Consider the following 17,861-nt stretch of genomic DNA (forward strand, 5'->3'; position numbering starts at 1 on the left):
CGGGTACGGGTTGGCAGCTCCCGGGGCACCGGACCGGCCGGAGACACAGGAACTTGTGTACGCCCCTCCGTTCACGCCCTGGAGCGGGAACCGAGGAACAACCGTCCTGCCACCGCCGGACCTCGGAACGGAGCCGTCCGCGGAGGGGGTGATCACGGCGATCGGCGGTCATCCGCTCTTGGCGGTGGACTCATCGCCCGGTCCGGCGGCGTCCCAGCTGGCCGTGGCGTCCGGCGGAAGAGCGCTGACGCCGCAAGGCCGCGGTCTTTCCGGGTACGGACCGGCCGAGAACCGGCAGCGTCTCGTCGGGCACCGGTACGCAAGCGTCCACAGCCTGGCGGCTCAGCGGTGGTTCGGCGGTCGTCCGGGGGCTCTTACGCACGTGCTGTCCCACACGACGGATGACACGGAACAACCGTTGACGTCGCCCGCGCCCGTAGCCATGGCCTCCTGGTCGGCTGTTGGCAGCAGCCCGGACGGCACTGCGCCCATCGGCGCCGTGCTCGCGGACTCCGGCTCGGGAGAATCCGGTCCAGAAGCCACCCCACCGTCCGTCTCGTGGCCCCGTGCAACAGCACACGCCTTGTCTTCCCCTCCCCTGTCCCCGCCCGGGCCCGGATCCGGGCCGGCCGGTCCGGCCGGCACCTCCGGCGGGCCGGGGAACGGTGGCAGCGGCAGCGGGAGGCAGCCCATACCGCTGGAACAGACGCCGGAATGGGCAGGATTGCTCGCGATGCTGGACGCCCACCAGAGCCGGCGCCCATTCGGGTTCATGGACGATCCGGCGTTCCTGGACGCGCTGGCCGGCCGGCTCCATGAACGCCTCCTGGCCCGTATGCGAAGGGAACTGATCGTGGACCGCGAGCGCAGCGGACTGCTGGTGCCCCGTACCTGAAGCGCGCGCCGCCACGAATGCAAGAGAGCGACAGATCGGAGCGGACGATGCACACCGGCCCCGCCGCTAACGGCCCCACGGGGGACAACGACAGATTCTTCGGCTCGGTCAACATGGCCCACAACTTCACCGTGGCCATCGACCGGTCCCGATACGAACTGGGCACCTGGGCCAGTGCCTCCGGTCTCAGCGTGTCGTGGCAGATCGCCGAGTACCGCTCCGGCGATCACTGGAACCACTCACTCGTCTATCCCGGCGTACCGCAATACCAGAAGATCAGGCTTTCCCGAGCCGCGTGCCGGGACTCACAGATCGTGCAGGAGTGGCTGACCGAGACGTCAATCCGCAACGAGCCGCTCACTGGCGCAGTTTCCCTGGTGAACTGGGAGGGGAGACCCACCATCACCTGGGAGTTGAAAGAATTCTTTCCGGCCGCTTGGGGCATCGAAGCGTTCGACTCGGCCGGGGGAGGCGTGGCACTGGAGACTTTGGATCTCGTGCACACGGGATTCCTCAATGACGACCTGCTGCCGGGCAATGCCGGCCCGCCCGTTCGCGTCTACTGACCCGCTCACCCCCAGCCGCTCCTTCCGGCACCCCTGAACCAGACAATCGCACTCCGCCGAGGATCCCTATGACGACAGCACCCGTGCACCCGGCTCCCGGGCCACTCGGGGCGACGAGCACCCGTACGGTCCGCTCCCCGAGCGTGTATCCGCGCGCAGGCATGACGATGCGATTCCACGTCTCCCTCGACGAGCCGGACACCAACCTCGGCATGTGGTCCAGCTGCCGTGGCCTGCATGTGCAGTTCGCTTCGAAGGAGATCACCGAGGGCGGCCAGTACTGCGACCGGACGCTGCTGCCCGAACGGGTGGAATACAGCACCGTCACCCTCGAACGCATGATGACGCAGGCCGATTCCCCCCGTCTCCAGGCCTGGCTGGCGAGGGTCGCGGAGCAGTGGACCGGCTACGAGTACGGCAACGGCTCCGCCGGTGCCTATCAGGGCCAGAACGTCACGATCCGGCTCTTTGACCACCAGGGACTGCTCGTCACCGGCTGGGTCCTCCAGCATGCCGTCCCCAAGGAATGGACCGGGCCCGATCTCGATGCCCACAGCAATTCCGTGGCGATCGAAAAGCTGACCTTCGAGCACACCGGTTTCCTCGGTCACGGCGCACCAGCGGGGGTGGCGCTGTGACTTTGCCCTCCGGCTCCGCCCTGCAGCGCAACGTCAGCAAGGCCGTACTGCGCGATGCGACGGGCGGGGAGTTCACCTTCGAGTACAACCCCACCGAGATCAGTCTCTCCCACAACGCCGAGGGTCTGTCCGACCCCGTGGGTCACGATACGAAAAAGGACGACCACAGCATCGTGTCGTCCATCGCCACCCGGGGATCGACCCGGCTCGTCATGGCGACACTCACCTTTACCGGATGGGATATCCAGCAAAAGATCGATCTGCTTCTGGAGTGGGTGCAGGAGCAGTCGGCGAACCGGCAGGACGGCACGACGGAGCAGGGCAAACGCCCCCGTCTGCGTTTCCGCTGGGGGGCCAAGGGGGCCGGCTTCGACTACGAGGTTGAACTGATGCGTTTCGACTGCACGTACACACGGTTCTCACGCAACGGCCGGCCCATCCGGGCGGAAGTACGCAACCTCACCTTGCACGTGCTCAGTCATGACGGCGCGGCATCCGCGGCCGGAACGGGGAGTGCCGGACCGCAGGCGGTCGTCGGTGGCGGTCCGGCGGGGCTTCCGCCGGGAACCAGGACGAACCCCAATACGGACCCCACCCGGTTGATGCTGAAGCAGGGAGCCCGATGAGCACCGCGGCGCCTCCCGCACCTTCGGCATCCATTCGCGTCGGCACCGCCGCCCAGCCGCTGAGCGATGACCTGCAGCTCAGGGTGTTGCGGGCCGTGGTGGACAGCCGACGCAACGCCCCCACCATGATCGAGATCTCGTTCCGCGACGATGAGGCCGACGTGCTGGAGCGGGCCGGCCTGCGCATCGGGGTCCACGTGGAGGTGTGGGCCTCGCCGTCCGGTCCCGGAGCGCAGGCGGCGCTGGTCGGAGGGGGCGAGGTCACCGCCCTCGAGGGCGACTACGTCGACCTCTCCGTCATCACGACCGTCCGCGCCTATGACCGCAGCCACCGGCTTCAACGCGGCTCCCGGGTACGGACCTTCGTGAACATGACCGACTCCGACATCGCCCGCCGCATCGCCGAGGAAGCCGGACTGCCCGTGGGCACGATCGAGGCGACCCGTACATCCCATACGCACCTGGGGCAGATGAACCAGACCGACTGGGACTTCCTCAGTTGGCGATGCCGGGAAATCGGGTACGAGTTCGGCCTGGATGAGGGCGGGTTCTTCTTCCGTCCGGTGTCCGCGCGCGGGGGCGCACCCCTGCCTCTGAAACTTCAGCACAATCTCCGGGCGTTCCGGCCCCGCGTCACGGCGGCGGCGCTGGTGCCCGAACTCGAGATGCGGGTCTGGGACCCGCTTCGGGCGCGGGCGGTCTCCACCCAGGCGAAGACCGACGGCACCGCTGTCGACCTGACCGGCGCCGATGTCACGTCCACTCTCGAAGCGGACGGCGACCGACCCCGCCCTCCCGCAACGGCGCCCGCACCCTCGACCCTGGGTCCGGCCCCGAGCGCCAACGGGCTTATTCTGACCGGCACTTCGCCGGCCGCCGGCGCCGCCATCGCCGCGGCCTCCCGAGAGGCGCTGCAGGGGCCGGCCGGTCGGCTGGGCGGCAGCCTCGCCGAGGCGCAAGCCGTCACCTGGGGCGATCCGCGGCTTCGGCCAGGGGCTGAGGTGAAGATCACAGGGCCGCCACGGCCCTTCGCCGGGAACTGGTCTGTCAACTGCGCACGGCACGTCTTCGACTTGACCGAGGGCGGTTACCGCACCCACCTGCAGCTGGGCGATCCGGAGGACCGCAGTCTCCTGCACCTGGCGGACGCTGGGGGCATCCCGCACCGGGCGCCGCGGATCCACGGGTTTGTCTGCGGAGTGGTGACGGATGTCAACGACCCGGCCGGCGGCGGCAGGGTGAAGGTTGTCCTGCCCTGGCTCGCACCCGACCACGAGACCGACTGGGCCCCTGTGGTGCAGGCGGCGGGCGGCCGACGCGCCGGTGCGCTGCTCCTGCCCGAAGTCGGCGACCAGGTGCTGCTCGGATTCGAACTCGGCGATCCGCGGCGGCCGTACGTGGTCGGTGGAGTGCTGAGCGCGTCCAGCACCTATGCGCCGGGCGGCCCGGCGGTCGAAGCGACCGGCCGCACCGCGGAGGTCGTGCGCCGCGGCATCGTCTCCCCCACCGGGAACATGCTCGCCTTCCACGACAAGGTGCCCCCCGGGGCAGGCGGGGCGCCGACCGCATCCTCCGTTGTCCTCGGGACCGGTGACGGCACTCTGGCCCTGGCCATCGATCAGGTCGCGGGGACGGTGACACTCAGTTGCCGCCCGCAGCCCAAGGGCGGACGTGCCGCCGCCGGCCGGCTCCGGATCGACTGCGGGGACGGCGGAAACATCGATCTCCGCGCCGGTGCGGGCGGTGAGGTCCGCATCGACGGCGGATCCACCCTGAGCCTGCGGGCCCAGACATCGATCAGCATCGAGAGCGCCGGCACCGTCGCCATCAAGGGCGCCCAGATCAAGCTCAACTGAGAGCCGGGAGGACGACCGTCATGCACAACGACCACACAGGAACGGGTTGGGCCTTCCCCCTGGGCGCCGGTGCCGGCGGCGGCGTCCGCACGGTCGGAGGCCAGGCACTGCTCGAACAGTCCATGAAACTCATCCTCACCACGTATCCCGGTGAACGGCCGATGCTGCCCTCGTTCGGTTCCCGGCTGCGCGACTACGTGTTCGCCGGAACCGACCCCGAGACCCTCAACGACCTGTCGCACGAGGTGGCGTCCTCCCTTGCCGTCTGCGAACCGCGCGTCGACGTCCATGCCGTCGACGCCCGGCCCGACCCCCGCAACACCACCCTGGTGAACATCGTGATCTCGTACACGCCCAAGGGAAGCAATGACCCCCGCAACATGGTCTTCCCGTTCTACTCGCTGCCGGACGAGGACCCCGCCACCGGCCAGGACATGGAAGGCCGGTAAAGCGTGCTGCCCACCCCCGACCTCGACGACCGCCGCTTTCAGGACTTGATGGACGAGGCCCGGCGCCTGATCGCACGGCGGTGCCCGGAGTGGACCGACCACAACCCCTCCGAGCCCGGCAGCACGTTGCTGGAGGCGTTCGCCATGATGGCGGACCAAATCATCCACCGCCTCAACCAGGTCCCCGACCGTCTGTATGTGAAGTTCCTGGACCTGATCGGGCTGCAGATGGTCCCGCCCTCCGCCGCACGCACGCCGGTGACCTTCTGGTCCACCTCTGCCATTACCGAGGCGCCCCTCGTGGTCCGCGGCGGCACCCGAGTGGCGACACTGCGCACGGAGACCGAGGAGGCAGTCAGCTTCTGCACGGATCACGACGCAGTCATGGTGCCGGGCCGACTCACTGAGGTCCTGACCCAGGGTCACGACGACGACGGGCCCCGAGAGCATGAGTTCGGTCCGCAGGGGGTGGTGGCCCCCTTCCCCGCGTTCGGAACTCCGCCTCGTCCCGGGGACGCCTTGCTGCTCGGCCTGGAGAAGGCCGTGCCAGGTTGCACGCTGCGCGTCGGCTTCGACGGCCAGATCGACGGCGTGGGTGTCGACCCCGTGGCCCCGCCACTGGTGTGGGAAGCGTGGGACGGCTCCCAGTGGTCCGATTGCGACGTGTCGACGGACGAGACCGGCGGCCTGAACCGGGCCGGAAACATCGTCGTCCACGTGCCGCAAACCCATGATGCGGCCGTTCTCGGCGGCCGCACGGCCGCCTGGCTACGGGCCCGTGTCGTCGAGCCGGCCGCCGGCCTTCCCGGGTACACCTCGACTCCTGTGGTGCACGGCCTGACCACCGTGACCGTGGGAGCGACGGTCACAGCCACGAACGTCGAGGTCATCGACCGGGAGTACCTCGACGACGCCGAGGGAGTCCCGGGCCAGCGCTTCGCCGTCCCCCGGGGCCCGGTCCTCGCCCCGTACGGCGAGCCGTTCCTGGAGATCGCCCCACGTGGCGACGATGCCGCCTGGGAAACCTGGACGCGCGTCGACGACTTCACTGGCAGCGGCCCGGGGGACCGGCACTTCGTACTCGACGCGATGGCGTGCGAGGTGCGGTTGGGCCCTGCGGTGCGCGAGGCGGACGGCAGCCTCCGTCAGTACGGGGCTGTCCCCCCGGACGGAGCGGCGGTCCGGCTGCGCCGGTTCGCGGTGGGCGGTGGTGATCGCGGCAACGTCGCCACGGGCGCGGTCCGTTCGCTGCTGTCATCGCTGCCCTTCATCGCCGGCGTCGAGAACCGCGCGCCTGGGCGGGGCGGAGCCGACGGCGAATCCCTGGCCGAGGCGGTGGCACGCGCTCCGCTGGTGCTCCGCAGCAGCAACAGGGCAGTGACCGCCGAGGACTTCGAGTCGCTGGCTCGGCAGGCGGCGCCGGAACTGGCCCGGGTGCGGGTCGTGCCCGACCCGGAGCCGGGCAGCGTACGACTGCTGGTGGTGCCGGCCGCGCCGACCGGTGAACGGGTCCGGCTGGAGCACTTGGTCCCTGCGCAGAAGACCCTTGACCGGGTGGCCGCCCACCTTGACGAGGTACGGCTGGTGGGGACACGCCTCATGATCGAACCGCCGCTGTACCGGGGCGTTACCGTGATCGCGCGGATGACGGCCCACCACCGGGCGACGGGTGACGGGGTGCGCAAGGACGCCGAGGACGCCCTGTACCGATTCCTCGATCCGCTGCCGGGTGGCGGACCCAGCGGCACGGGATGGCCCTTCGGACGCCCCGTACAAGTCGGTGAGATCTTCGCGCTCCTGCAACGGGTGCCCGGGGTGGACCTTGTCGACGACGTACGGCTGTTCGCTGCCAACCCGGTGACTGGCGAGCGCGGGCAGGAGAGCCGGCGGATCGACCTCCCCGCCAACAGTCTTGTGGTCTCCTACGACCACCACATTCGGGTCGAGGCAGGCCGATGAGAGCGGCGGTAGACGGGCTGAACAGTCCTTACTCCCTGGTCGATCTGCTGCCCGTGGTCTACCAGGAGGATCCCTTCACGGTACGGCTGACGGCGGGCTGGGACGAGGTGATCGCCCCAGTCATCAGCACACTGGACTGTCTCGACGCGTACGTCGACCCGCGGCTCACCCCGGAGGACCTGCTCGCGTGGCTGGCTGAACGGCTGGGCGCCCGGCTGGACGAAAAGTGGCCGGTGGAGCGCAAGCGCGCCGCCACGGAGGGCGCGCTGGCCGGTCACCGTGACCGCGGCACGGTCGGTGGAGTGCGCAGCAGAATCGCGCTCGCCACCGGCGGCGTGGTGGAACTGGTCGATTCCGGTGGAGTGTTCACGTCCCGCTCACCCGGCACGCCCTACCCGGAGGATCTGCCCTCGGCCGTCGAGGTGCGGGTCACCGTGCCGTCTGACGAGAAGGCCGATTCCTTGGAGGTGGACAGGCTGATGCGGCAGTGCGTGCCGGCGCATGTGCCCTACCGCGTTGAGGTGGTGCGCCGGTGATCGTCTGCCGCCGCTGCAGCGGGCGCAACCAGGACACCGATGACTTCTGCGGGTCCTGTGGAGCCTTCCTGGAGTGGTCCGGCTCCCGTGTCACGCCGGAGATTTCGGAGGAAGTCAGGGCGGAGGCCGAGGACGTCGCGACGGCTCCCCCCGTCCCCCTGCTCCGTCGGGTGATGCAGGGCACCGCACGCCTGGCCAACCCACCGGCCCCGGGTTCGCCCGTTCAGATCTCCAACGGCCCCGGCGGCCTCTCCCGCCCGCCCGGTCTCAGCACACCCCCACCACCCACACCAGGCAGCCCCCCACGCCCACCCGGCCTCAGCACACCCCCACGTGCAGCCGGACCGGGGACTCGACACGGCGGAGAGTCCGGGAGGGACGGTTCCACCGGTCCGCGGCCCAACAGTGCGACGTCACCGCCCGGCATAGGCACCCCGAGGCAGGATTCCGCGCGCGTGGCCGGCCTCGGAAGGCCCTCCTTCCCTCTTGGGGACAACGCATCGACGGCCCGACCCACCGTTGCCGACGCGAACCCTCGCACGAGCCAGTCCCCCGGCGGCAGAGTCCGGCCGGCCGACGGTCCGCATCACGGCCGTCCGGTGTCGCCGGAGGCGAGTCCCGCGAGGAGGCTTGACCGCAACGACGTGCGTCACGAGGACACCATCCCGATTCCAACGGTGAGTGACGAGGCGGCCCGCACCCGGGATGCCGCCCTCATCGCTCCGTTGCCCCCTGCGGCAACCAGTGACGAAGAAGACCCTCTGAGGGACGAACCGGACGCGGTCCTGCCGCAAGCACCGCAGCCTCGCCGTACCCGGCGCGACCGGCTCACTCTTCGCAGCAATGTGCTCCGTCCCGGCGATCTGATCTGCGGTGACTGCGGGCAGGGCAACGCCCCTGCACGCAGGTTCTGCGCGCGATGCGGATTCGAGTTGCGCGAGGCCGAGATCGTGCGCATTCCGTGGTGGCGCCGGTTTCACCGGCGGCGCGGCCCCCGTGTCGTACCGCTCGGCACCGTGAACGGGCAGCAGGGCGAGCCGATTCCTGCCCCTGGAGGGGGCTTCGCGGCTGCCTGGGCGAAGGCAAGGGTCGCGGCCGGGATCCTGCTGTGCCTGTCCTGCATGCTGTACGCCACATACGCGCCGTTCCGCAACGCGGTCAACGATGTGACGGCCGATCTTCGGGCCACTGCCAAGGGCCTGTTGGAATCACAGTATTCGCCGGTCCGCCCTGCCGAGGTCTCGGCGTCCCGCTCCATCAGCGGCCATGGAACCAAGTACCTCGTCGATCTGAACAGTGTGTCGTACTGGTCCGCGCCCTACCCGGCGCGTTCGTCCGGTAAGTCCGAGAAAGTTGTCCTGCTGGTGCAATTCGACCGCGTCGTCCACCTCGACCAGCTCATCGTCACGGCAGGAGCGGGCGATGCGTTCACGGATCACGGCAGGCCGCGCCAGATGATCGTGACCTTCACCAACGAGAAGCAGCTGCGGCTGCAGCTCAAAGACACCGCACGGCAGCAGAAGTTCTCACTCGACCATGCAACAGCCATCAAGACGGTACGGATCGAAATCACCGATGTATACGCGGCGCAGAAGGGCGAAGACGTGTCCATCGCAGAGCTGGAGTTCTTCTCCCTGCTGTCATGACCGAGCGATCGCGGCACGATGGGGCATCCGAACGGTCCGCCGCCGGCGGACCAGAGTGTGCCCGGCAGACACTGCGAAGACGGAGACGATCGGTGCATCGTAGCTGCGCAAGGGCGACCCGCTTACATCCACCGTTATGGGAGAGGCCAGATGCAGACGGCGGCCGCCTGGGATCTCGTGGCCCGGCCCTGGCACGAGGAACTGTCGCATGTAGCCGACTTCGGTGAGTACTGGCGACGATTCCGTCTGGCCGGGGGCTACTCGCTGACGGCGCCCCCCGACCCGGTCGTGGACGGCTTTCTCGACTGCCTGTCCTGGTATTTCGGTGAATGCGTCTGCTTCAGCGGTAATCTGCGCCGACCCGAGGGTATGACCGCCGAGGACTATCGGTGCGCCGTCGAGGCCCTGTTCCGCGAATGGTTCCCGTTGTTCTGCGTCAGATTCGCGTGTGCCATCGCTGCCCAGGTTCACCGCCCCGGAGACAATGTGTGAACTAGTAAGAATCTCCAGTGCGCGTCGGCCGAACACCCCCAGCATGGAAACACCATGCCGACACTCGCCATCCGTCCAAACGCCATTTCGACCCCGATCGCGCTCCTCCGGAAGTCACCGCCCGACACCCCTGCTACCACCGCCCCCGGAGTCGCATCCATTCCGTGCACTGTTGCGCCCGACGAGGATGCCGTACGCCGCTGGCTGGAACGGATCGGGGCGGAACGGGTCGTCATCCGTTCACCCGGGGTGTACGGGCTGCAGTCCCTTCCCAGCGGGTGGAGCCTTGAGTGCCCTCAAGGTCTGTCCGAACACCTCATCCACTTCGTCATCAGCGGGGCCTGTACCGTCTCGGTGGGGCACGAGCAGCGTCGACTGGGCTCCGGCAGCATCTTGTGGATCCGTCCCGGAACTCCGTTCGTGCTGCGGCGGGCTGAACACCGGCAGACGGTCGTGCACTGCTTGCGGCTGACCCGGGACCCGGATGGTGATGCCGGTCTCGGTCCGGCCCTGTGTGTCGAGGATGCCTGGGACCTGCGCAGCACGTTCGACTTACTGACGGCTGAACTGCCGTCCACATTGCCGCACCGCGACGAGCACATACGCGGTCTGCTGCTCGTGCTGCTCACCGCGCTGTTCCGGCGGACACAGTGGCGGCCCAACGGCGGGGTGCTGAGCTCATCCGCCCGGCACGCCATCGAGGAGTTCGTAGACAGTTCCATCAGCGCACGCCCGCGGGTGGCGGATCTCGCGCGGGTGGCCGGGCTGTCACCCGACTACTTCACCAGGGTGTTCCGCAGGACCTTCGGTGTGCCACCGCGTGAGTGGATGGTGCGACGGCGCATCCAGCGAGCCACGCTGCTCCTCGACAGCGGGAACCTGTCGGTCTCGCAGGTCGCAGCAGCTTTGGGATACACCGACTCGTTCCTGTTCAGCAGACAGTTCAAGGCGGTGATGGGCATCGCCCCGCAGAACTACCGGGCCCGCTAGGTGGCTCCCGGCGCTCAGCCGATCAGGACGGTCGATGCGGCGACCACGGTCGAGGTGTGCTGCAGTGCAAGGTCGTTGCACGTGGTGGCTGTGTCACCGTTACGGGCAGCGGGCTTGCCGCCTATGAAGACCGACGTACTCCCGCGGGAAACGGTACCTCTGTTGTCGGGCTGCTTCTGGAAGGTACCCGCCGGTGGGATATGGGGCGGTGTATTGATCGCGACACTGTCCCGGGTTGCAGCGGGCTTGCCGCCTACGAGTACCGTCGGACAGCAGCCGTGCGTGATGATCCCCGTGAAGGGCAGCTGGACCGGCGTCGGTACCGGGCCGCCCGGGGAGGGCATCAACACGATATGGGTATCGGTGCCTACGACCCGGTCCCCCATCGCCGCAGCGGGCGCTCCCGGCATGGTCTTTCTCCTTGAATTGGTGGAGGCAATGGCTGCGCGAGGCAGGAAGGTCAGGAGTCGTTACCTACAAGCCGGCCGGAGAAATACGCTGCTGGTGTGCACTTCTCCACCTCCGTGTCGGGCCGGGCTCCGGGTTCCGTGCAGCGCACGGCCAGAACGACGGCCTCGCCGGGCCCGAACCTGATGGGCTGGTCGTAGTTCTCCTGATGATTGCGGAAGGTGTCGAGGGCCAATTGCCGCAGCGTTGAATCTCCTCGCTGTAGTCGTATGATCCCTTCGTCCCCGGCCACGTTCTCGTACACCACGTCGCTGATCCACAGCGTCGTTCCTTCGGGAACCGTGAACCGGGCTTCCTGATTGAACTCGGCCGACACCGGTACCTCCGCCGGAATACGGAAGTCGAAGGCCTCGCTGTCCGCGCTCGGCTCTCCGGCACCGCCCGGCGGCTTTGATGTCCCCGCATCCGGGTTCCCGCTCTCGTTCCCACCATCTCCCCCGCCGTCGGCGGGTCCTATGTCGGGAGGCGGAGGAGAAGGACTCGGGACCCCGGCTCCCCCCGCAAGTCCGCCGCCGACAGGGCCTGGTGGGCCGCCCGGCGAGGGCGTCCGACTGGCACCGTCTCCCGGTGGAGTGGTCTCCTGGTCGATGGCATTCGCCTGTCTGCGAGCCTCGGACTCGACGCTCGGCTTGAGGACGAACAACCACAGAGCAAGCAGCGCCAGTATCGCTGCCACCACGGCCATGACGAACTTCACGACGGCATCGGAGAGCAGCGCGGCCTGCACCAGCGCCCCGTCGGCCGTCTGTTCCTCCTCGCTGTCCTCGGCGCAGGGCACCGCTAGCACCTGGAACGGCAGCGTCACATCGGCACCGCGCCACCGCCGAGTCCGCGGCTTGACCTTGACCGGCGCGACGGTGCCCTTACCGCGCGCCACCTCGATCTCAGGGTAGGCAAAGCGGAACCCGAGCCCGGAGTCGGCGTCCGTGGCGAAGAGCCGGACGCGCAGCGGCGCGTTGCCGCGATTGTCGACGACCGCGTTGAAGCGGGTTCCCCATCGCGTACGTTTGGTCCGCGGTACCAGTTTGACGCCGTAGTCGGTGAAGGGACCGACGGTGACCGTTGCCTCCTCGACGACCGATCCCTCGATGTCCTCGTGAGACATCACCCGCAGAGCGAAGGTCACCTCACCGGCTGGGATATCGGCCGAGCGAGGCGGCGTGAACACGAGCTCGGCGCCGACGGACTGGTCGGGAAAGACGTTGACCTCGGCCGGCTCGACGTGTATCCAGTGCCTGGCTTCTCCTACGATGTCCAACTCGAAACGGTCGACGACCGTACCGGAGTTGCAAACCTGCACGGGTCTCCTGGTCTCCTCACCGGGAATGGCCAGGACGTCGTCCTCCAGCAGCAATACGATGGCTCCCACCCGGTCAAGGATGACGCCGCGAATCTGTCGCCCCAGCGTGTCCGGGGGCGTCATTGGGGACCCGCAAGTCTGCACGATGGGGCCGGACCAGGGGCCCTGTAAGGGCATGGCAAGTTTCCCGACGCTAGAACCGGTGCTCCCCGAGCAAGCCGTGGCCTCGCCTCGTTCGTCGCCGACGCCTGCCCAACCGGGCACCACCCATGCCCGAAGTGGCTCCCGCGCAGACACGGACCGGCATTCACGCTGGTGCCAGCATGACCGGACGGGGCCGGCGGTCGCGGCCGTGTCGGCCCGGGCCCGGTGGTGCGGAGGCAGCGCGCAGGCCGTGCCACACCAGGCGACCGCGGGAGAGCGGGAGAACAGACACATGGCGGCACCGATGCAGCGCGCCACGCAGGGCTTCACGGCCGTGGCGGTAGCGGCCACCCTCGTGACGGTGGGGGCGGGGGTGTACGAGAGCCGCCGCCCTGCCGAGGTGACCGAGGTGGCGGCCGAGGGTCTGCAGGACCTGCCACGCCCCTTCTCGCCACCGCCCGTGCCGACACCGTCTCCGCCTGCCACGCCGGTCAGCGAAACCGTTCTGCCCACCGGGCTGATGCTCCCGTCGACAGTTCACCGGGCCTACCTCAACACCGAGAGCAGGCTCGCCCGGGCGCAGCCTGCCTGTCGGTTGGACTGGGCCGTGCCGGCGGGCATCGGCCAGGTCGAAAGCGGCCATGCGCGGGGCGGCGCCCTCGACGCTGACGGCACCACCGTCGATCCCATCATCGGGCCGGCACTCGACGGTAACGGATTCGCCGCGATCCCGGACAGCGATGACGGCCGGCTGGACGCGGACACCCAGTGGGACAGGGCCGTGGGCCCCATGCAGTTCATCCCCACCACCTGGGCGGTATGGGGTGCGGACGGCAATGACGACGCGGTGGTGAACCCGCACAACATGTACGACGCGGCCCTCAGTGCCGGCCGCTATCTGTGCGCCGGGGACCGTGACCTGTCCGACCCGCGACAACTGCGCGCCGCCCTCTTGAGCTACAACCGGTCCGATACCTACGCCGACACCGTACTGGCCTGGATCGGCCGCTACCGCGGTACTCCGCCCCCCGCCCCGGCACCGTCCGATTCTCCGACTCCCGGCCCTTCGCCTTCTGCGTCCGTCTCCCGGCAGCCGTCAGTTCCTTCCGACGGTCCCAGTGCATCGTCCTCCTCCAGCCGCTCCTCCTCGCCCGAGCCCTCCGATACGCGAGAGGAGGGTGCCTCCCCCACCCTCTCGGCGTCGGCGTCCGCGTCCGCGGAGAGGGGCGACACCGACGACGTCGATGACTGACGTACGGTCTGCGCGGCCGGTGGGGAATGCCCGAGAAGTGGAGTAAGGCCCAGGATCAGACAGCGTAGTCGGGGGCGACGCGGTCGATCCTGCGGCGCAGCGCGTCGAACAAGGTGCGGCCCGCCCTACTGCGGTCGCCCATCTGGAAGGAACGGGCCACTTCGGTGGACCGCAGGGCCGCTTCCAGACTGACCGGCACGAGCGGCTGCCCGGACGATTGGGCCGCGATCTGGATTTCGCAGGCCCTTTGCAGCGTCCACAGGTCCGCGAATGCTGCGGAGATACTCGGGCCCAGGGCCAGCAGGCCATGGTTGCGCAAGATCATCAGATCGCGGTCGCCGAGGTTGGCCACCAGCCGCGGCTTCTCGTCGGGATCGACGGTGATGCCCTCGAAGTCGTGGTAGGCCACCATGTCGTGCAGTTGGGCGGCGTAGAAGTTGTCCGGATCCAGCCCGCTGCGCAAGCAGGCGACAGCCGTGCCGGCGGTCGAGTGGGTGTGCATGATGCAGTGCGCGTCGGGCCGATTGGCGTGGATCACCGAATGAATGAGCAAGCCGGCCTGATTGATGGGCCAGTCGGAGTCCGACAGGATGTTTCCTTCGAGGTCGATCTTCACCAGATTCGACGCGGTCACCTCGCTGTACATGAGGCCGAACGGGTTGATCAGGAGGTGCCCGTCCTCGCCGGGTACACGCAGCGTGATGTGATTGAAGATCATCTCGACCCAGCCGAGATGATCGAAAATCCGGTAGCACGCGGCCAGTTCGAGCCGCGCCTGCCACTCCTCGTCGCTCATGCCCACGGGCTTTCTGGTGCTGGCCGGGGTGGTGTCCAGTATGGTCACTGCCTTGCTCCTCGCTGCGCTCATGAGGCATCGCCGTTGCGGGGCGATGCCCCTTGGTGTCCAGGAGCATGGGCGCAGGCAACCCGCGGAAACAATGTCGAAGTCACCAGGGATCGTGCTCCGTACTGTCGGAGTCGACATCATGGTCGACTGCGGAGATCAGCCAGAGCGGTCAGTTCGAGTGTCAGGAGCAGGCGCACGGTGGGGTCGGCGAGCGACATGTCGAAGAGCTGCTCCGCCCGGCGAAGCCGCAACCGCAGGGTGTTTTCGTGAATGTGCAGCTCGCTGCTGGCTGCGGCGACATTGCCGAAATGCCGCAGATAGGCAAGAAGGGTGGCTGCGTAGGCGGTGGCGTGCTGGGCGTCGTGCGCGCGCAGGCGCTCGGCCATGCCCGTGCGCAGTGCGGCGTCGCCGCTTACGGCGCCGAGAAGCCTTCGCAGTACGAGTTGCGGCCGGAGGCTCTCGGTGTCATATACACCCGGGCGGAGGCGAGTCTCCCGCAGATGGTCGAGCGCGGCGTCGATGTCGCGACGGGCGGGGTCCAGAGCACGGGCACTCTCGGATACGGGTGAGGTCACGGCTGTGAAGGAGCGGTGCAGACTGCGCCGGGCTCGGTCCAGCAGGTGCTCCAGCAGCAGACCCGTGGGCACAGAGCCGGCTCCGGGCGTCGGCAGGAGCAGGTAGACGCGGTCCGCGAGGAGCGCCGCCGCCGGTTCGTAGCCGAGGGAACGACCATCGAGGATGGCCAGATCCAGAACGCGCAGGAATGCGGCGCGCCGTCGGGTCGCTCCGCCTGGCTCCTCCGTTGCCTCAGTTCCGTCCACCCTCGCGGTCTCGTCCAGCCCGACCAGAACGGCGGGAAGCCGGATGCCATCCGGCGGCTCGTTCTGGCTGGATCCGCCTTCCAGGGCGCGGCTCAGAGCACGGTCGCGGCGTTCCTGATCCGCGTCGGACTGGCGGCGCAGTGCCAGCATATGCAGTGCCGCGATCCGGGCCGCCTCCTTCAGAGTGGGCCCGCAGTCGGGGACGGCGGCCTCGTCGGGAAAGGCCACCCACAGGGAACCCAGGACGTCCTCGCCCGCTCTGATGATCACGGCCATCCGGGGCAGATATCCCGGCCGGTGTCGGCGTACGACCGTGTCGCTCCCCCATACCTCCTTGTCCAGATGATCCGCGAGTACGTCCTCAGGCACCAGACGACCCAGGATCCCGCGCCGCCGAGGTTCGTCGATGGGCTGGTCGGGGAGGCTGGAGTAGGCGACCACAACCTGCTGGGTATCCATGATCGCGACAGCGCCGCCGACGATGCCGGCGACAGCGTTGGCCAGAGAGAACAGGTCACCGCCCATCGCCCCGGCATTGGGTTCGGCAACCGCGGTGCGTGCGCTCAGCAGGGTTGAGACCAGGCGATGCACCCCAGTCCACGACACCTGCGGGTCGACCGCCAGGGTGAGCACGCCCGAGGCGCGGACCTGTGCGAGCACCGCTGATGGGGCAGGTGTGGGGCACTTGACGGCCAGCGCGCTCCCATGATGCGCCGCGGTCCGAAGCGCCACAGCAAGCGCCGAGTGGTCTGCGACGTCCACCCCGACGGCGAGCAGCAGAGTCCCGGGCGCGACCGCACCCATCGCCTCCGGTCGGTCCAGGAGCTCGACCCCCTCAATGTGCCGTTCGTCGTGGGCGCCTTCGGACAGCACGCTGATGACACCGCCCTGAAGTGCCTGGACGAGCTGTTGGAGAAGGACGGCGGTCATGGGAGCCCCCCTTTCACAGGGTGTCGAAATCTACATCAGCATGCCTGTCCCAGCGTCGGTGTCGCCATTGCCGTGGACGCCGCGGCGACGCATGCTCGCTGGAACGGCTGCCATCTGCCGCAGATCAACCAGCACTCGCTCAGAAGGAGGTGCGACCGCCTTGTCGCAGCTGCCCGCCCCCGCACATCGGATCGCTGTTGTGGGCCCCGGCGCGGTGGGCGCCACGCTCGCTGGGGCACTCGCCGCTTCGGGCGCCGAGGTGTGTCTGCTCGGACGAACAGGCCCCCATCTGACCGCGATCGCCGAGCAGGGACTGGAAGTGCGAAGCGCCGAGACAGGGACCGGGGCACGGCACCGGTTCCCCGCCGGATCCGACACCGCTCAGCTGCCCGTTCCTGACCTGGCCGTCATCTGCGTCAAGAGTCAGCATCTGCTCGCGGCCGCCCGCAGCATCGGCGCCTGGCTCGATCAGGGCGTGGAAGTGCTCGTCGTGGCCAATGGCGTCCCGTGGTGGCTGCTTTCCACCATGGGGCAGTTCGCAGCGGACCCCATTCTGCGAGCGGTCGACCCTGACGGAGAACTGCTGCGCCTCCTGCCCCCCGAGCGGGTCATGTTCGGCGTGGCGTATTTCAGCAGCATCGTCGACGAGCCGGGCCGGGTGACACACGTCAGCGGCACAGGGCTGATCATCGGTGATCCGGCGGGCGGCATCTCCGACCGTGTCACACGATGTACCGCCGATCTGTCCGCAGGGCTGGTCCGCCCCGAATCGTGCGCGGACATAGCCTCGGTCATTTGGGAAAAACTTCTGGGCAACGTCAGCCTCAACCCCGTCAGCGCGCTCACCGGCGCCACTGTCGTGGACATCCTCGACGACGCGGCCGTGCGGCAGGTCTGCGCCACCATGCTCGACGAGACGGCTTCCGTCGGCGCGGCGCTGGGCCTGGGCAGCACGATGACCGCCGACGAGCGGCTCGCCATCTCCCGCAAGCTCGGCCCGTTCCGCACCTCCATGCTGCAGGACACGGACCGTAATCGTCCCCTGGAACTCGACGCGATCGTCGGTGCCGTGCGCGAGCTTGCACACCGCACGGGTGTCCCTTCCCCCACCCTCGACACGGTGCATGGGCTGCTCACTCTCCGCGAGCACATCCGGCACGGCGTGGAGACGCCTGCGGGCTGACCGGCCCTTGCACTGCGGCACAGCCGCGAGTCCCGAACTGCAGGACGACCATGAAGTGCCGAAAGGGGCCGGCTTCCGCCGGTCACGGGCGCCGGCCGACCGTGGCGCAGTACGCGATCTGATCTATGTCATGCCGCCTCGCAGCACCGTTCTCCTGCCGAACTCGGGAACCGCGGCCGACGCCACGCGCGGTATGGGTTCAGTCTCGAGGATTTGCACGGCCGCCTCATCGGCGCGGAGTGGTGGGACGAGCAGGACTACGC

17 protein-coding genes are annotated in these 17,861 nt (G+C 68.7%); 13 read left to right on the top strand and 4 right to left on the bottom strand.

Annotation, left to right across the window (positions count from 1 at the left end):
• The first annotated feature begins 733 nt into the window (after nucleotides 1–733).
• The 11 genes from ACIGAQ_RS36320 (at nucleotide 734) to ACIGAQ_RS36370 (ending at nucleotide 10,653) form a co-directional block, all read left to right on the top strand.
• Complete coding sequence (locus ACIGAQ_RS36320) at nucleotides 734–895, top strand: hypothetical protein (protein WP_399790651.1); 162 nt, start codon at nucleotides 734–736, stop codon at nucleotides 893–895.
• Between the two features lie 47 nt (nucleotides 896–942).
• Nucleotides 943–1,461, top strand: coding sequence for a phage tail protein (locus tag ACIGAQ_RS36325; RefSeq protein ID WP_399790654.1), 519 nt, complete (start codon nucleotides 943–945; stop codon nucleotides 1,459–1,461).
• Nucleotides 1,462–1,622: 161 nt separating this feature from the next.
• A complete protein-coding gene (locus tag ACIGAQ_RS36330; RefSeq protein WP_399790657.1) occupies nucleotides 1,623–2,099 on the top strand; it encodes a phage tail protein in 477 nt (158 codons plus the stop codon).
• Entirely contained in the window at nucleotides 2,096–2,725 is a 630-nt protein-coding gene (locus ACIGAQ_RS36335; protein WP_399790660.1) for a hypothetical protein, read from the top strand. Before ACIGAQ_RS36330 ends, ACIGAQ_RS36335 begins: the two co-directional genes overlap by 4 nt.
• Nucleotides 2,722–4,581 (top strand): VgrG-related protein, encoded by a 1,860-nt coding sequence (locus ACIGAQ_RS36340; RefSeq protein ID WP_399790663.1) that lies wholly within the window; start codon nucleotides 2,722–2,724, stop codon nucleotides 4,579–4,581. The genes ACIGAQ_RS36335 and ACIGAQ_RS36340 overlap by 4 nt, the downstream gene beginning before the upstream one ends.
• 20 nt (nucleotides 4,582–4,601) lie before the next feature.
• On the top strand, nucleotides 4,602–5,030 hold the full coding sequence (locus tag ACIGAQ_RS36345; protein WP_399790666.1) for a GPW/gp25 family protein: 429 nt from the start codon (nucleotides 4,602–4,604) through the stop codon (nucleotides 5,028–5,030).
• 3 nt (nucleotides 5,031–5,033) lie between these two features.
• Complete coding sequence (locus tag ACIGAQ_RS36350; RefSeq protein ID WP_399790669.1) at nucleotides 5,034–6,989, top strand: putative baseplate assembly protein; 1,956 nt, start codon at nucleotides 5,034–5,036, stop codon at nucleotides 6,987–6,989.
• Nucleotides 6,990–7,042: 53 nt separating this feature from the next.
• Nucleotides 7,043–7,525 (top strand): phage tail protein, encoded by a 483-nt coding sequence (locus tag ACIGAQ_RS36355; protein WP_399790671.1) that lies wholly within the window; start codon nucleotides 7,043–7,045, stop codon nucleotides 7,523–7,525.
• A gap of 644 nt (nucleotides 7,526–8,169) precedes the next feature.
• A complete protein-coding gene (locus tag ACIGAQ_RS36360) occupies nucleotides 8,170–9,171 on the top strand; it encodes an NADase-type glycan-binding domain-containing protein (protein ID WP_399790674.1) in 1,002 nt (333 codons plus the stop codon).
• A 150-nt stretch (nucleotides 9,172–9,321) separates the two neighbouring features.
• Nucleotides 9,322–9,663 carry a hypothetical protein gene (locus ACIGAQ_RS36365; protein WP_399790677.1) on the top strand — a complete coding sequence of 114 codons (342 nt, stop codon included), beginning with the start codon at nucleotides 9,322–9,324 and terminating at the stop codon, nucleotides 9,661–9,663.
• Nucleotides 9,664–9,717: 54 nt separating this feature from the next.
• A complete protein-coding gene (locus tag ACIGAQ_RS36370; protein ID WP_399790680.1) occupies nucleotides 9,718–10,653 on the top strand; it encodes a helix-turn-helix domain-containing protein in 936 nt (311 codons plus the stop codon).
• A 14-nt stretch (nucleotides 10,654–10,667) separates the two neighbouring features.
• Here ACIGAQ_RS36370 and ACIGAQ_RS36375 read toward each other — a convergent pair whose 3' ends face one another.
• Together ACIGAQ_RS36375 and ACIGAQ_RS36380 are read right to left on the bottom strand one after the other, a co-directional pair.
• The gene (locus tag ACIGAQ_RS36375) at nucleotides 10,668–11,063 is read right to left on the bottom strand and encodes a PAAR domain-containing protein (RefSeq protein WP_399790683.1); all 396 of its coding nucleotides are present in this window, start codon (nucleotides 11,061–11,063) and stop codon (nucleotides 10,668–10,670) included.
• 50 nt (nucleotides 11,064–11,113) lie between these two features.
• The gene (locus tag ACIGAQ_RS36380; RefSeq protein WP_399790686.1) at nucleotides 11,114–12,490 is read right to left on the bottom strand and encodes a hypothetical protein; all 1,377 of its coding nucleotides are present in this window, start codon (nucleotides 12,488–12,490) and stop codon (nucleotides 11,114–11,116) included.
• A gap of 367 nt (nucleotides 12,491–12,857) precedes the next feature.
• Between ACIGAQ_RS36380 and ACIGAQ_RS36385 the strand changes: the two genes are divergently transcribed.
• A complete protein-coding gene (locus ACIGAQ_RS36385) occupies nucleotides 12,858–13,817 on the top strand; it encodes a lytic transglycosylase domain-containing protein (RefSeq protein ID WP_399790689.1) in 960 nt (319 codons plus the stop codon).
• A 55-nt stretch (nucleotides 13,818–13,872) separates the two neighbouring features.
• Here ACIGAQ_RS36385 and ACIGAQ_RS36390 read toward each other — a convergent pair whose 3' ends face one another.
• Together ACIGAQ_RS36390 and ACIGAQ_RS36395 are read right to left on the bottom strand one after the other, a co-directional pair.
• Nucleotides 13,873–14,661: a class II aldolase/adducin family protein gene (locus ACIGAQ_RS36390; RefSeq protein ID WP_399790692.1), complete on the bottom strand. Its 789-nt coding sequence runs from the start codon at nucleotides 14,659–14,661 to the stop codon at nucleotides 13,873–13,875.
• 140 nt (nucleotides 14,662–14,801) lie between these two features.
• A complete protein-coding gene (locus ACIGAQ_RS36395) occupies nucleotides 14,802–16,415 on the bottom strand; it encodes a PucR family transcriptional regulator (protein ID WP_399790695.1) in 1,614 nt (537 codons plus the stop codon).
• 160 nt (nucleotides 16,416–16,575) lie between these two features.
• Here ACIGAQ_RS36395 and ACIGAQ_RS36400 point away from each other — a divergent pair, with 160 nt between their 5' ends.
• Nucleotides 16,576–17,598, top strand: a complete 1,023-nt coding sequence (locus tag ACIGAQ_RS36400; protein ID WP_399790698.1) for a ketopantoate reductase family protein — start codon at nucleotides 16,576–16,578, stop codon at nucleotides 17,596–17,598.
• Nucleotides 17,599–17,861: the final 263 nt, after the last annotated feature.

Origin of the sequence: Streptomyces sp. NPDC085932, from assembly GCF_044540525.1 — a bacterium.
Classification (GTDB): Bacteria; Actinomycetota; Actinomycetes; order Streptomycetales; family Streptomycetaceae; genus Streptomyces; species Streptomyces levis.

Bases quoted from the DNA above. Each gene is read 5' to 3' on its own strand.
- ACIGAQ_RS36320 (WP_399790651.1), top strand. From the start codon at position 734: ATGCTGGACGCCCACCAGAGCCGGCGCCCATTCGGGTTCATGGACGAT.
- ACIGAQ_RS36325 (WP_399790654.1), top strand. From the start codon at position 943: ATGCACACCGGCCCCGCCGCTAACGGCCCCACGGGGGACAACGACAGA.
- ACIGAQ_RS36330 (WP_399790657.1), top strand. From the start codon at position 1,623: ATGACGATGCGATTCCACGTCTCCCTCGACGAGCCGGACACCAACCTC.
- ACIGAQ_RS36340 (WP_399790663.1), top strand. From the start codon at position 2,722: ATGAGCACCGCGGCGCCTCCCGCACCTTCGGCATCCATTCGCGTCGGC.
- ACIGAQ_RS36345 (WP_399790666.1), top strand. From the start codon at position 4,602: ATGCACAACGACCACACAGGAACGGGTTGGGCCTTCCCCCTGGGCGCC.
- ACIGAQ_RS36365 (WP_399790677.1), top strand. From the start codon at position 9,322: ATGCAGACGGCGGCCGCCTGGGATCTCGTGGCCCGGCCCTGGCACGAG.
- ACIGAQ_RS36370 (WP_399790680.1), top strand. From the start codon at position 9,718: ATGCCGACACTCGCCATCCGTCCAAACGCCATTTCGACCCCGATCGCG.
- ACIGAQ_RS36375 (WP_399790683.1), bottom strand. From the start codon at position 11,063: ATGCCGGGAGCGCCCGCTGCGGCGATGGGGGACCGGGTCGTAGGCACC.
- ACIGAQ_RS36385 (WP_399790689.1), top strand. From the start codon at position 12,858: ATGGCGGCACCGATGCAGCGCGCCACGCAGGGCTTCACGGCCGTGGCG.
- ACIGAQ_RS36395 (WP_399790695.1), bottom strand. From the start codon at position 16,415: ATGACCGCCGTCCTTCTCCAACAGCTCGTCCAGGCACTTCAGGGCGGT.